Origin of the sequence: Bacillus sp. CCB-MMP212, from assembly GCF_022748145.1 — a bacterium.
Classification (GTDB): Bacteria; Bacillota; Bacilli; order Bacillales; family Bacillaceae_G; genus Bacillus_A; species Bacillus_A cereus.
Genome location: NZ_JALDQE010000001.1, coordinates 236,427 through 250,346, shown reverse-complemented (window position 1 = coordinate 250,346; position 13,920 = coordinate 236,427). Strand labels below are relative to the sequence as shown.

The window sequence follows — 13,920 nt, the reverse complement described above, 5'->3', positions numbered from 1 at the left end:
AGATGTAATAGAATGATAACAGAGGAAGAATTTTTAAAAATACCTACCTTAAAGAGAAGTTTGCAAGATGAAAAAGTTATTATATTTTTAGGGTCTGGTTTTTCTTTAGATCTTGGGAATCCTAATTGGATAAACTTAGTTATAGGGATTATAGAACACATAGTAACAGAAACTGGTGATGAATCTTACTTACCATTTAAAGATATTTTAAAGAATGGCACAATGGAAGTTCTAGATGTGCTAGATGTTATTGAAAAGAAAGTGCAAAGAAGACATATAATGGATGGTTTAGTGAAGCACATAAAAGAAGCTGTTTATTCAGAAAAACATAAGAAATTATTAAATATAAGCAGAAAATTAATTACTACGAATTATGATAGACTTTTAGAACATAATTCAGAAATACGTCATATTTTCACATATGATAATCTATATCATATTTCTGGGATTAAAGAGAAAGATGAATTCATTTTAAAACTTCATGGTTGTATAAATGATCCAGATAAATGTATATTGTTCAGAAAACAATATGATGGAATATATACAGAAGAAAGCGCTGCAATATTAAAAATGGAAGGTCTAATTCAGGATTATACATTTCTATTTGTCGGTTTTAGTTTTGCAGATCCATACGTAAAAGACCTGTTTAATAAAATAGATAAAATACTTAATGGGTATGGTAATACTCATTATTTAATTACAACGGAAGAATCTGAAGTAATAAATAAGTGTAAATATATTCAACAAATTAAAATTGAGAATTGGGCTAACATAGAAACTTTATTAGATAGTTTGGTCACTCTAAAAAAAAAAATTAAGCAAGAACGACTTGAGTCTCTTTTGGAAGTGAAGGGAGGTATTTTTGAAATAGATGATAAAGAAGCAAATGAGTTTCGAGATTTTATTATAGAATTTCATGAAAAATCACCAGAATTTACACCTATAGAAATTAAGGAAGAAGATAAGTATTCTAAGTTTAAAAAGATTAGAAAAAAATTCGAAGATATGAAATGTAGTGGGACAATGCAAAGGAGATTTGAAAAACGCTTTGTTGTTCGGTTTCCTTTAATTACAGAGATACTTAATACGGAAACTTATATTCAAAGTGATAAGAAGGAATTAATAACAGATTTAATTGTGGCAGAATTTTGTAAAATGGACTTGGCTACATTTAAAAAAGGAGACCATGTGTTTGAAAAGTTAATTGACAATGTACAAGTGTTATATGAGAGTAAGGTGGCCTCTATAGATAGTGATAGACTTCGGTTTTATATAACAATTTTTGTAGCATGGGTAATTAATGAATGTGATATATTTGATGACCCTTTAGAATAATCTAATAATAAAAGTGAGTTGAAGAATGAGTGAATTATTTCTTAATGACTAAACATAAAACAGTTGAAGAAAATATTCTCTATACATCTAAGGTATTATTTCAATGCTTAGAGAAACCAATGCATATAGATGAGTTATTTATGATATATTATGAGGTACAGAAAAAAGAATTTAGTGCCAATATTGAAAATCTTCTTTTTTCTAGTTTAATATTTTTATACAGTATGGAGAAAATCGAAATTTCTAACCATATTATAAAGAAGGTGTTTTAGGAATGATATTAAAAAAATTAAGTATCCATAATATGGATGATAAAACAGTAATTAAAACATACGAATTTAAAAAATATGGCCTAAATGTTATTTTAGGAGATAAGCGTAGTGATGATGATGATACGAATGGGGTGGGAAAATCATCGTTTGTGAAACAGATGCATTTTTTACTTGGCAGAGATTTTTCAAAAGAAAACATCCCAAGAGTCTTATTAGAGAATAGTATATTAACTTGTCTAGAAATAGAAATAAATAACTCGAATATATATTTAGCTAGATTATTTACGGATCAGAAGCATGGATATATACTTCAAAATCAAGAATTTGATTATGATTTAGACGGTCGCTGGATGAGATTAAAAAACAAAAATTATAGAGAAAGTATAAATGACATTTTAAATCATAGTAATGAATCTAATGTAACCTTTGCTGCTTTAAGAGATTATATAATTAGAGATGAGAAAAAAGGATTTAGCTCAATAGTCAATACTAGTTATAATAGACTACAACAGTATAAGACTTACATTTCACTTTTTAACTTACCTAGTAATTTTGAGGAATCGATTCAAAAGATAACCAAAACAATTGAAGAATTAGAAAAGGAAAAAAAATTTATTTCTTCGTATAATCAATCATCTGGGAAATTAGAGATTAAAAAACAAGAAATTTTAAAAGAAGTGCAACAATTAGAAAATCAAATCTCAAAAATTAACTTAGGGGAATTTACTTCTAGTCAGGCTGACCAATACTCAAAGTTGAAAATTCAACAGAGTAAATTACAAAGTGAAATTTTCAAAATAAGATTTAATATTAAGCAGTACGAAAAAAACATAAAGAATTTAGAAACAAAGGGAACTGAGTTAGAAAAGTTGGATGAGTTAGAGGAATTCTATAAACAAATTAACATATATTTCCCTAGAGATATAAAGAAAAATTACCAAGATATACAAGAGTTTTATCGCCTTATGAAAGACGATAGAGGAAATTTCTTTACAGAACAGATTAAAACAGCAAAATTAGAATTACAGAAATTATCTAAGAAAAATACTGAAATTGAAGAGAGATTGGCTGAGTGTACGAGTGTTTTAAAAGAAACTAATTTTATAAATGATGTTACTCATATACAAAGAAGGTTAAATTTACTTCAAACAGAATTAGCAGAAATAAATGTTAGAATTAAAGGTCTTGAAAAGGTAAATGAATTAAATGTGCAAATCCAAGAAGAGAAGTTAGAACGGTCTAGAGAGATTGTTAAATTACATAACAAATTTAAATCATTTAATGAGCAGGTAAGTCAATTAAATAATATCTTTTCAGAAATTATAAATAAAACTTATGATGATAATTCAGGATATTTAACGTTTTCATTTGACAATAGTACGAAGGGTTCACCTGGTCGAATAAAGATAGATTGTTTTATTCCGGAAGAAGATTCATATGGACGTCATAACTCGAAAATCAGAGCTATAGATCTAACTTGGTTAATATATAGGGTTAGGAATGAATTACCAATCGAATTTTTAGTTCATGATGGTTCTTTCTCGGCTACCGATAATCATGCAGCGTATAAAATGCTAAAGTTTATACATGAAACTTTAAGTAAGTTTAAAAGGGGACAATATATAGTAACTCTAAATAGAAAAGATTTAACTGATGAGGCATTAGAATATTTTAAAGCAAATGGTTTAGTAATAGCAGATTTAAAGAAGGATAAAGATGAAAATCGTTTCTTTGGTTTTAAATATTAAATACTACTTAAAGCTCTTTTTAGGGCTTTTTTATATTCAGAAGATGTTGTACATATCTAAGATTTCACATCCTGCTATAGAATGATAACTAAAAAATTTCCTTATTTAATTCAAATATCTTCATCTCTAAAATTTTCATTTTACTAATCAAAGGTACAAAGGTGAAATATTCACCATGTTTATTTAGTAAAAATAATCTATTGATGGAACAATATATAACACAGCAAGTGTAATTGTTGTGTTATATATTGTTTATTTTATTTATCTTCATTTTGTCTAACCTTTTCATTCTGCATTATAAATTCCCAAAAACGTTTTAATTCTTCACGTTTCTCAGGGGATGCGTCTTTAATATCTTTAAACCAGAGTCCTAGTTCTGGATCGTGTGTTGTTATATTTAACATAGATGTTTCTATTCGATTAGAAATGGACTCCCTACCTAGTAAAAAATCAGTTGTAACGTTAAAAAGATCTGCTATTTTTAAAATAGTTTCCATAGGCGGTTGTTTTGTGTTATTTTCATATGCAGTATATGTAGTACGGGCAACGCCTAACTTATTAGCTACATATGTTTGTGTCCAAGTAGAGTCTTTCTTCTTTTTTTCTTCCCGTAAACATTTCAATTGCTCTCCAAAAGTCTTCAAAATAATCACCACCATCGAGTTAAAATAGTTACTCTAATTATAAACCAATTTTCATGTTACTAATAGTAACTTGTTATTTAAGTTCTTTAAAGGAACATTAATTATTGACTTGTTCCTTTGGGAAACATATAATTAAATTAAGAAATTAATTAGGAATAGAGAGGAGTATTGATATGAGGAAATGGCTAAAAGATTATAGATGTGTAAAAGGTTATACTCATGAAGAGGTTGCAAATCAGTGTAATATGTCTAGAAGTTATTACACACATATCGAAAATGGGACTAAAACACCCTCAGTTATAATTGCTAAAAAATTAGGGAGAAGTTTGAATTTCGATTGGACCATTTTTTTTGAAAAACAATGTTCCTTAAAGGAACATATCGGAGTGAAGGGGTGATAAATATGATTAGCTTTGATATCGATTCATTTCGTCAAATAATCAGAGAAGAAGTACTAAAAGCAACTGAACATCTTCAACCAATGAAAGAATTACCACCATTTTTAACAATTACAGAATTAATGGAGCTGTTACATATTAAACGTACAAAAGCATCTGAGTTATTAAACCGGTCTGATTTTCCAGTATGTCGCGAAGCAGGAGTTCTTATTCCTACACACCTTCTTTTTAAGTGGATGGAGAATCACACTGAATGGGTAGAAAACAATACTGAGTATTACAATCCATTTAAAGAATCCGTCTAATAACAAATTACCATAGTAAGTTGTCACAAATAAATATTGCTTTAGGTACGAATGGGGGAAGTAAACGATGTCCATAGGAAAAGAAGTTGCTATGGCACGAAAACGAAAGGGAATCACCCAAGAACAACTCTCCTTAGAAATTCCCGTGAGTCGTGAGTCACTAGCAAAATATGAAACTGAACAGCGACGATTACCAGAAGATTTACGAAAATGCATTACTGAAGGAATTGATGATCCACAGTTGTTTTTTAAAATGTGGAGTGAAGCAGCAGGATATGTAAGTATCCCGTTCTTTAATGGAGAGCAAATAGATCTTCATCCTACAAGTATGAGATACATGGTTTATCAAGAGACAAATGAAGCTTTGGAACAACTCGATACAGTATGTTGGTTTAAACCTTCACAAACTTGGTCCGAAAGTGAGAAAGAGGATTTGAAAAAGGTAATGCATGAGATCTTGGATGCTACAGGTTCAATGATGAGCCTCGTAGCGATCCTATGTGATCAATATGGTATTTCAATGAAAGAAGTCTTTAAGTACTGGAAAGTATCATTACGAGCTAGGAAGTATATAAAAGCTTAATTTAATTATTTTATTGGGGAGGTTTAAGTTATGACGATTGATTATGCAAGTCCAACTTTAAGTCAATATAAAGCTCTAATTCGTAAGGAAGCAAATTTATATGGCGATATTCGAATTGCAGCAGTTTGTGGGGACTATATGAAAGCTAGGGATTTAAAACAAGAGAAGAAATTAATGGAGATAAGAATTCGAATTATAGAAGCAGCATTTGTTTTGAAAAACAAAAAGAAAAAAGGAAAGGCCACCGCGTAGCCTGCGATAGCCAATCATGACAATAGATGAATTATAGCATATAACAATTTAATTCGACAAGCCATTGTACTTGTCGTTATGACCAGAAAGATTTGTTAACTCTAACCGCTTAATATACATTACATTCTGGTCATAACGATGCGTACAGTATCAAATTATTAAAAATGGGGAGCAAATTATGAAAGTAGAATGTAATCGTCTGTTCGACTTAGTTCTACCAGGTGATTTTGCTTTTGCAAATGAATTACATAACTGTATGGTGACATGTATTCATAACATGTTCAATGCTGGTTCATTAGATGAAGCAAATCATTGGGAGAAGGAATTAAATAGATGCGCAAAAGAATTCAAGAGCCTTCGTAATGAAAAAGAGGATCATGATGTATCAAAGAGTTATCGTGTAGTTGTTAAAAGCCTTCAAGGGCAGGGGATCAATGCATCAGTAGTTAGTCGAAGAAAATAAAAAATCTATCACTTGGCAGAGTGATAGATTTTAGACTCTTATAGAGAGTCTTTCTAAAAATTGAATTGGATTAAGTATATCAAAGCAAATCAAGTAAAACAATGGAGGATGAATAATATGGCAGTTTATAGACCTGTTCAAGTTTCATATTGGCAAGATGCTTTCGTTTTAGATCTTACACCGGAGGAGAAATACTTCTACTTATACTTAATGACTAATAGCAAAACTTCTCAGAGTGGTATCTATGAGCTTCCATTACGAGTGATAGAAATGGATACAGGGTATAACCGTGAGACGGTTGAGAAGCTGCTAGAGCGGTTTGCTGATTACGGGAAAATTCATTACAACAAAAAGACGAAAGAAATTATGTTGCTCAATTGGCTTAAATTCAATGCTATTACAAATTTGAATATTGAAAAGTGTGTGTTAAAAGAAATCCAGAATATTAAGTGTGAAGATTTTTTAATTGATTTTTATGAGACATGTTTAGATTTAGAAAAGCAGCAAGATTTTAAAATTCCTCGTATTAAGGAATACTTCCAAGCACGTTTTGAGTGGCTTATAAGGGGCTTCGAAGACCCTATGAAGGAAAAAGAAGAAACAAAAACAGAAACAAAAGAAAAAGAAGAAACAAAAACAAAAGAAGAAGCAGCAAGCTGCTCAAGAGATAAAAAAGTTGCAGAAGAAAATCCAATAGCATTTTATGAGCAAAACTTTGGAGTTCTTAAACCATTTGTGGCTGAAGGGATTAATGCGTGGATTGAAGATTTGAATGCACAGCTTGTTATCAAAGCAATGAAAATAGCTTTAGAAAAGAATGCACCTAATATGTCTTATGTACAAGGTATTTTAAGAGATTGGCATGCTAAAGGATATAAGAGTATTACTGACGTTGAAGCTGCACAAGCTCAATTCCGTAAGAAATACCAGTCTCGTGGTGGAAGAAGTAATACCAGAAAAGAAATCGTCCCTGATTGGTTACATACACAAGATACAGAAGTGCAATCTCAGTCTGTAAAGCACGATGAAATGGATTTAGAGGGTGAACGTAAACGTTTAGAACAAGTATTAGCTAAATATAAAAAAGAGGCTTAGGAGGATTGTAATGCCAAAGCAGTTAACAATATTTGATGTTGAGCCTGTAGTAGCATTCGATACTGAGAAAGCACACATTCATCGATTAAATTCTAAAGTTCGTTTTACGGATGTAGTTGTTCAAGTACCGAAACAAGTAAGAGCTACTGATGAATTAAAACCAACAACAGCGCCAGATGATCAGTATGAATTATTTGAGGAATATACAATTGGAATTTGGAGATTTAAGCGGGTGGAAGATAAGCAGTTCGAGTGGGAAGAAGCGGAGGAGCTTTGCAAGTCTGCGAGAGATAATAAAGAACCGATTTCAATACGACTTTATTTATCATTAGAACAATCATTTATTCCTGATAATGTTGTGGAATATCTATAACAAAATAAAAAAGTCGAGATTGCTCCCGACTTACTTCGACAAAATAATCATAACATACGGGAGTGGTCTTAATGGGAATTATTAAAGAAAATCTTGTAGAAATGATAGCTGAAATAGATTTGAAAACAAACGGAATATATGTTGTTAAAAATGGTCAGGTCCAACTAATAGAACCACCCCAAGGTGGATTTGGTGAACAATCATTTGTATATCAAAGTGGAAAAGTTATTCGTATGGAAGAACGAAAAACACAGTTACTTTAATCAAATTTGAATTTTGTAGAAAAAGAGCACTATTAGAATAGTGCCCAACTTTAATTCGCAGGAGTATTATGAGGAAACTTAAGTAGGTGGCTTAAGTTTCTCTGTAATAATTATGAACCTATGATTATAAAAATACCTATATTTTAGAGGGGAGTTAGGGAGTATTTGTATACAGTGAAATCCTTTTTGAAAATATATTCAACTAATTGAATGGTTTCGGAGTCATAAAAACTTTCATATGTTGGGAGTCGTGGGAATAGCGGATCAGTAATATCAGCATCTGCATAGTTACCTTTAAAAATGGTGATCCCACTTTGATGATGCCATGACTTAGTTAATATATCTAATGGGGACTTCTTTAAGTCAAATATATTCTCTAAATTTGAGATTTCAGAAGAGAAATTTTCAAGGGGAATATAGCTTGTAACAAACTTTTCTTCATCTTGGATATATTGTTGCACATAGTGGGGGTTCACATCATCTAAATTATTCATATGTGCTTTTAAGTAATATAAAAAAAGTTTAAAGGAGATTTTTTTATTGCAGTTTTTATCATGATATAAAAACTGTCTAATTGGTTGCCATTCGGGATGTTCAATATTTGGTGGAGCGATTAGTGAGAGAAATGAACTTACTGCTCTTTTATAGGGGTTTCTTACAAGTTTATATGTCGGCTTTTCATTTGTAGATAATGCATTAGCAAGCCCAGTAAAGTAGTAAACTGAATTTTTGTAAATGTCGAACTCATAATTATGGATGAATGGGTTATATTTAATGGCTTCCTTAAACAAGTTGATTTGATAAAAAAACCAATGAGCAAGTGATGTACATCCGCTTTTTTGACTCCAAAATAATATTATGGGGAATTCTTGATGAAAATGGGGTCCTCGGGCGTATTTCATGATGAAGTCGTAAATATTAGAGTTAGTCATATGTTACCTCCCATCATATTCTAGAAATCTCATCTTTGTATACGGTATGGAGAAAATTCTATATATATGATAAAAGGCTTGCAGGGCTATCAATTACTTTATAAAAGCGTTATTTTAATCGGAATGGCAGGTAATTGACTAAGTTACCTGCCGTGATCCAAAACAGTCCGGAGGAACAAGCTCCGTTTTGAAAGAGTGCAGCCGAGGGAGCCGGCTTGTAGGTAGTATGTGTAATGGGAAAAAAGATTATTCAAAAAAGGGAATGGGAAATGAACAAAGATATTCAATTTTTAAAGGATCTGCAGCAGGAGTTAAAAACACAAGAAACTGACGGGAACGCATCACCACGTTTTTGGGTAATCAGGGATTATCGATTTGTTCTAGGAAACGATAAATATGACAGTGGGCATGAGGAGCGTATCTATAACGATGGTGATCGTGTTAAATTTTATAATTTTAGTGATTTGAAAGAGTTCTTGGAAGATATTTATGGAGAAGAAATTGAGGAAGACAAAACATTAGTGTCGCTTATCAATGATGAAAGCGAAAACTTCGATGAGTTATGGGAGTATGTAGAAAGTAATTTAAACGATAATGGTTTCTTTGATGCAGTTTTTGTTAAGGAGGAAGAATTTATTGTACCCAACACTATGTTTCTAACAAAAGAAGAAGCGAAATGTCATCTTGAATTAAATAATTATCACTACACTTCAAAAGCTCATACATACACTATGACAGCATGGCGAGCGTCAAAAGTGGAACGATTGTTGAATATATTAGAAACATTTGATTGGGAGTCAATTAGTACAAAATAGTTATTTGCGCGACACGTTTCCCTATAAGTGTGTAAACACGAAATGGGAGGGTTATTAATTTTGATGGCAACAACGGATTGACTGAAAGTAGGAATGAAAGCCGTCAGGTTGAGCTGAAACTACTTGTCTGATACTCCTACATGCAAGGCGTGATAGTAGTCATAAATTGTATGAAGCTAGGTGAAGTCGGCTGAACAAAACCTAAGTGAGAAATCATATGGTAATGGATAGGTCGGGATGCTACAAAATATCTATGGTGAGAATGTCCAAACGGACTGACGAACTTGCGAATGTACGGGTCTAAACTATTAATACATTAGAAATGTGTATGTCGTTAATGACGACGTTATCTACCGAAAAGTAAGAGTAAATGATATGAAATTCGGAACATCTAACGATGAGGATGTAAAGATAACAGGCTTAAAGTAAGCACCTAAGGATATATGCATAGCTAAGTCAATCGGAACGTGGTAAGCAAGAAACTGTCACCAACGCCTACTAGCGGACAGATGCATATAAGGTTCTAACGAACCGAAATTGCTTCATTCTTGTGAAGGTGGGGATACAGTACCGACGAAGCATGTAACGAATGTGGAGGGATAGTCCCTAGTCTTGTTCTTTGAAAACTAAATCAACTGGATGTAACTCACAGGATCGAGTAAGATAATGTGACTTTTCGTAAGAAAAGGGAATGAATACGTTGGTGAGTACAAGATTGCTTGTAATCTAGTTGCTTTAGCTTAAAAGGAGAAGATGGGGCGCCGTATGTTGGGAAACTGACACGTACGGTGTTAGGTGGGGGAAAAGGTGGAGATGATATCAAAGCCTTACCTATCACGCACTATAAACCAAAATAAAAGAACCCGTTTGTTATAAACGGATTCTTCACACAAGGTCTGCAAGAAACTCAAGGTAACTGGACCAGAGCACCATATAGAACTTCTTGTGATATTAATGTATTCAAGGGAATCAAAAATGTTAATAGTAATTAAACAAAATCCATACTTGATAGCGAATTAGTAAATTAAATTCTTATTTAACACTATAAAATTTATCTTCATAATATGTTTTGTAGCGATTCATATGAAAGTGAGCTGAATGATAATGCTTTATTCAAATATAAGTAACCAAATTAGAGTACATTCTCATGGTGCAGTTGGAGCACATGCTATAACACATAGTGCCGCACATAGTACAGTTCAAGCTGTTCATCAAGCGTTGCAAATGCAACAACAAATGTATGAGAGTATGTAGCCGCCTATTTATCTGGATATGCAACCATACTATATATCTAGCGGATATTCCCATCCTATAGCGGTTTCAGGAGAGGATATATATTTTTCAACAATTCCTTATGGAACTGTATACAATTTATAGAAAGATTTTGTTAAGTAGACATTCATTTGTAATAACAATTTTACTAAATGGGTATAAAAAAAGAGCACCTGACCAGGGTGCTCCGCCCAAAATTATGAATAACAATCCATAAATAATATATGTGACTTTTACCTAATGCTGACGGAATTCAATAAGATCTTTATTTATAAATTAAAGAGTGCTTTTTAAGGGACTCTATGACAAAGCGTTATTTTGAATTTTTTGGGATTTAGAAGTATTTGAGCAATAACTTCGTTTTAAGACTATGATAATTGCTAATTAGTAATACCGACTTGATTCAGTAGACATGGCAATCGCTTTTGTTTCATGAACTGTACCATAGGGATGCTCTGGAGGTGCGTATATAGCGTAAATTTTTAGTGGTTTATTCCCTGTATTAATTACATTATGCCATTTTCCAGCAGGTATCATAATTGCATAGTCATCATAGGCCATTTCTTGAAAATCTAATCTATCTTTGTTATCACCCATTTGAACGAGTCCTTGGCCCTCTTCAATACGTATGAATTGATCAGTTGTAGGGTGTACTTCTAAACCTATGTCATCTCCAACATCAATACTCATTAAAGTTACTTGTAAGTTTTTTCCTGTCCAGATAGCGGTGCGGTAAGTATTGTTTTGTTTAGTGGCTTGGTTAATATTTAATACAAATGGTTTAGTTCCATAATCTGTTAATCTAACATTTTCACAATAAGGATTCCGGTTGTGGTTCCAAGCATTATTGTTGTAACTGTAATAATAAGGATTCCAAGCGTAAATCCAATTATTGTTATTCCAGATGCTATCCATCGGGCTTTGAGATTGATAATAATAACGTGAAATATGTTGCATATCCAAGCTCCTTTCATAATTTTATCATTTACTTTTTATCCTATGCTGTTGTCTATTTATGGGAATGCAGACTAAGAGGAAATGGGCAGTAATAAAAAAATAAAGGAGTAAATATAGGTATAAAAAATTTAAGAAAATCCTTATTTGAAAGTAAATAAAAAAGAGCACACATATAAGTGTGCTCCTAGACTAAAAGGTTTGAACGTATGGACTGGAGTGGCCCATACAATAATATATGCTTGTATGATTAAAAGGTGAAAAAACTTTAAGGGAATTTTGATTTGAATAAAAGAAACCCCGTTTATTCACGAGGTTTCAAAGGGTAAATGTCAAGTTATGACGTACTCGACTAATTAACCATATCATGAATTTATTGGCAAAAATACTGGTAAATATGTCTAATTGTATGACTAGTAATTTGAAGAAAAACGCTATTTGAATCAATGTGGAAAATACCATATGTAACCTAGAATAACTAAGCAAATAATTCCAAGTGTAATTAATAAATATTTAAGGGTCGTGAGTACTGTTTTCATTGAATACCACTTAAATTTTTAATTATTTTAGGTATTTAGTCAGGTATTTATGTATATAAAAATTTTATTTTGTCACAAATCAAAGAGCATCATGTAACGACGCTTTTTGATCAAGATATATTGTAAAGCGATGACTTGTGAGGTGCTCTCGATAATGTATGACTAAAAACCTATTTGGTGCAGGGATCATAAAAAAGAACACTCTCATATAGTGCTCTAATGATTAGAAAAAATTGTGAACTTGGTATAGAGAAATATATGAGGCGAAGCAGAAATCAGAACAAAATTTTATTATCAATTCAATATAAAAGAGCAGCTAGCAAAAGCTAACTGCTCTTTTAACAAAAGGTTCCGGGCTGCAAACACTGTTAAGAAAGCAGCTAATAGGTAGTATGTACAGGATTATGAGGATTATTCAGATGAATAAAAAAGAGTGCCCTGACACAGGCACTCTTGTCTAAAACTTTTAAAAAGACAACTAAAGTTACGTTATAGTAAATTCAATTGCGATAGGAGTACCTGGATCTAGGACCGCGCCTCCTACAATAGTAGCAGTTGTAGTAGTCACGCCAGTAATAGTATCACTTGTTTGAATAACTCCATTAATATAAAGCGTTAAAAAAGCATAGGAAGCAGGGAATGTTGTTACAGCACCAGTGTCATCAGTGAAGTTTGTATTATCAAAAGTTAAATCTGCTCCAGCGACAGTTCCTGTTCCTGCTGTACTTACAAATCGTCTTCCAGCTATAAAAGGTTTAACGATAGGCACTTATGTTCACCCCTTTTTAAGAATTGACTTAGACAAGTTTTTTTGAAAGTCTTGTCCTGTATTGTATTCTATGTGTTGCTTCTTTTAAAAGTTAGGGCTTGTATACTAGTAAATAAGTATAATTCTTATTTGTGTATTAGATGTTCTTTAAATTTAAATAAAGTAACCCTTTTGTAGTGAAGGTAAAATTGAAAAAGGGCCTGATGTGAAAGAACAGGCCCTTTACAAAAATTGCATATGAGGAAAATCAATGTCAACAGTATAGTACCAACAAATGAGACTTAATTCCAGATATTAAGTATTGAGAAATAAAAAATATTTAACGTAACAAAGTGGTTAACTTTATGAGCTAACCACTTTGTTACACAAAAGAAAATTAGGCCCTACAAGTAATAGTTGCGTAACTTAAAGTTACAGTTATAGTGTAAGCAAGATTGGAAATGTTATACGAAAGTAATTCTGTTAAAAAGTTTCATTTTGTCATAAATAAAAGAGCAGCTAACAAAAGCTAGCCGCTCTAAACAGGGATGTGTCTCTAGATGTAGTTTTAAATAAACAGAATGTTGAGTTTTATTCATGGGGAGAGAGAAATGGGCTTGAAAACAGAATACAGTCCGGCTAGAAAACTAGAGGACACCAATTCATTAAAGCAGCCATTAAAGCTGTTTTAGGAATAGGTGTCCTTTTTATTTTGAAAAGGGAGGTGGAGAAATGAAGGGGTTAAGAGATCAATTACGTGAATGGAAAAAGCAATCAAATAAAACAAAGAAGAAAAAGAAGAAAAAACGAAAAGAGAAATTTAGTACTCGTGAAATTGAAGATTTAATGGGGATACGTAGACCTTGCTATGAACGTAGACGTGGAGCGTTAAGACAAAAGTAATAAAAAATAAAAAGGAGTGGTCTTAC

16 protein-coding genes and 1 pseudogene are annotated in these 13,920 nt (G+C 32.0%); 13 read left to right on the top strand and 4 right to left on the bottom strand.

Annotated elements, in window-relative coordinates:
- Positions 1-12: 12 nt before the first annotated feature.
- Entirely contained in the window at positions 13-1,335 is a 1,323-nt protein-coding gene (locus MRP26_RS01220) for an SIR2 family protein (RefSeq protein ID WP_242805870.1), read from the top strand.
- A 274-nt stretch (positions 1,336-1,609) separates the two neighbouring features.
- Complete coding sequence (locus tag MRP26_RS01215; protein ID WP_088345946.1) at positions 1,610-3,355, top strand: DUF2326 domain-containing protein; 1,746 nt, start codon at positions 1,610-1,612, stop codon at positions 3,353-3,355.
- A gap of 257 nt (positions 3,356-3,612) precedes the next feature.
- Here MRP26_RS01215 and MRP26_RS01210 read toward each other — a convergent pair whose 3' ends face one another.
- Complete coding sequence (locus tag MRP26_RS01210) at positions 3,613-3,999, bottom strand: helix-turn-helix domain-containing protein (RefSeq protein WP_242805869.1); 387 nt, start codon at positions 3,997-3,999, stop codon at positions 3,613-3,615.
- A 173-nt stretch (positions 4,000-4,172) separates the two neighbouring features.
- Between MRP26_RS01210 and MRP26_RS01205 the strand changes: the two genes are divergently transcribed.
- The 8 genes from MRP26_RS01205 (at position 4,173) to MRP26_RS01170 (ending at position 7,731) form a co-directional block, all read left to right on the top strand.
- Positions 4,173-4,397: a helix-turn-helix transcriptional regulator gene (locus MRP26_RS01205; protein WP_242805868.1), complete on the top strand. Its 225-nt coding sequence runs from the start codon at positions 4,173-4,175 to the stop codon at positions 4,395-4,397.
- Between the two features lie 5 nt (positions 4,398-4,402).
- Positions 4,403-4,702: a MerR family transcriptional regulator gene (locus MRP26_RS01200; RefSeq protein WP_242805867.1), complete on the top strand. Its 300-nt coding sequence runs from the start codon at positions 4,403-4,405 to the stop codon at positions 4,700-4,702.
- 67 nt (positions 4,703-4,769) lie between these two features.
- Positions 4,770-5,285, top strand: coding sequence for a helix-turn-helix domain-containing protein (locus tag MRP26_RS01195; RefSeq protein WP_078187397.1), 516 nt, complete (start codon positions 4,770-4,772; stop codon positions 5,283-5,285).
- A 30-nt stretch (positions 5,286-5,315) separates the two neighbouring features.
- Complete coding sequence (locus MRP26_RS01190; RefSeq protein WP_078187396.1) at positions 5,316-5,537, top strand: RNA polymerase subunit sigma; 222 nt, start codon at positions 5,316-5,318, stop codon at positions 5,535-5,537.
- A 178-nt stretch (positions 5,538-5,715) separates the two neighbouring features.
- Positions 5,716-6,000, top strand: coding sequence for a hypothetical protein (locus MRP26_RS01185; RefSeq protein ID WP_000861869.1), 285 nt, complete (start codon positions 5,716-5,718; stop codon positions 5,998-6,000).
- A 117-nt stretch (positions 6,001-6,117) separates the two neighbouring features.
- On the top strand, positions 6,118-7,095 hold the full coding sequence (locus MRP26_RS01180; RefSeq protein ID WP_242805866.1) for a DnaD domain-containing protein: 978 nt from the start codon (positions 6,118-6,120) through the stop codon (positions 7,093-7,095).
- A gap of 10 nt (positions 7,096-7,105) precedes the next feature.
- A complete protein-coding gene (locus tag MRP26_RS01175) occupies positions 7,106-7,468 on the top strand; it encodes a cell division protein SepF (RefSeq protein WP_098285038.1) in 363 nt (120 codons plus the stop codon).
- Positions 7,469-7,539: 71 nt separating this feature from the next.
- Positions 7,540-7,731 (top strand): DUF3954 domain-containing protein, encoded by a 192-nt coding sequence (locus tag MRP26_RS01170; protein ID WP_242805865.1) that lies wholly within the window; start codon positions 7,540-7,542, stop codon positions 7,729-7,731.
- Positions 7,732-7,874: 143 nt separating this feature from the next.
- Here MRP26_RS01170 and MRP26_RS01165 read toward each other — a convergent pair whose 3' ends face one another.
- Positions 7,875-8,663, bottom strand: coding sequence for a sulfotransferase family 2 domain-containing protein (locus MRP26_RS01165; protein ID WP_242805864.1), 789 nt, complete (start codon positions 8,661-8,663; stop codon positions 7,875-7,877).
- 269 nt (positions 8,664-8,932) lie between these two features.
- On the opposite strand from MRP26_RS01165, the gene MRP26_RS01160 reads away from it, so the two are divergent.
- Positions 8,933-9,478, top strand: a complete 546-nt coding sequence (locus tag MRP26_RS01160; RefSeq protein WP_242806010.1) for a hypothetical protein — start codon at positions 8,933-8,935, stop codon at positions 9,476-9,478.
- Between the two features lie 1,104 nt (positions 9,479-10,582).
- Positions 10,583-10,855 (top strand): annotated as a pseudogene (locus MRP26_RS01155) (DUF3947 family protein).
- Positions 10,856-11,134: 279 nt separating this feature from the next.
- Here MRP26_RS01155 and MRP26_RS01150 read toward each other — a convergent pair.
- Together MRP26_RS01150 and MRP26_RS01145 are read right to left on the bottom strand one after the other, a co-directional pair.
- The gene (locus MRP26_RS01150; protein WP_242805863.1) at positions 11,135-11,707 is read right to left on the bottom strand and encodes a cupin domain-containing protein; all 573 of its coding nucleotides are present in this window, start codon (positions 11,705-11,707) and stop codon (positions 11,135-11,137) included.
- Positions 11,708-12,727: 1,020 nt separating this feature from the next.
- Positions 12,728-13,012, bottom strand: a complete 285-nt coding sequence (locus tag MRP26_RS01145; RefSeq protein WP_098285033.1) for a DUF4183 domain-containing protein — start codon at positions 13,010-13,012, stop codon at positions 12,728-12,730.
- A 711-nt stretch (positions 13,013-13,723) separates the two neighbouring features.
- Between MRP26_RS01145 and MRP26_RS01140 the strand changes: the two genes are divergently transcribed.
- Positions 13,724-13,894 (top strand): hypothetical protein, encoded by a 171-nt coding sequence (locus tag MRP26_RS01140; protein WP_242805862.1) that lies wholly within the window; start codon positions 13,724-13,726, stop codon positions 13,892-13,894.
- Positions 13,895-13,920 lie beyond the last annotated feature (26 nt).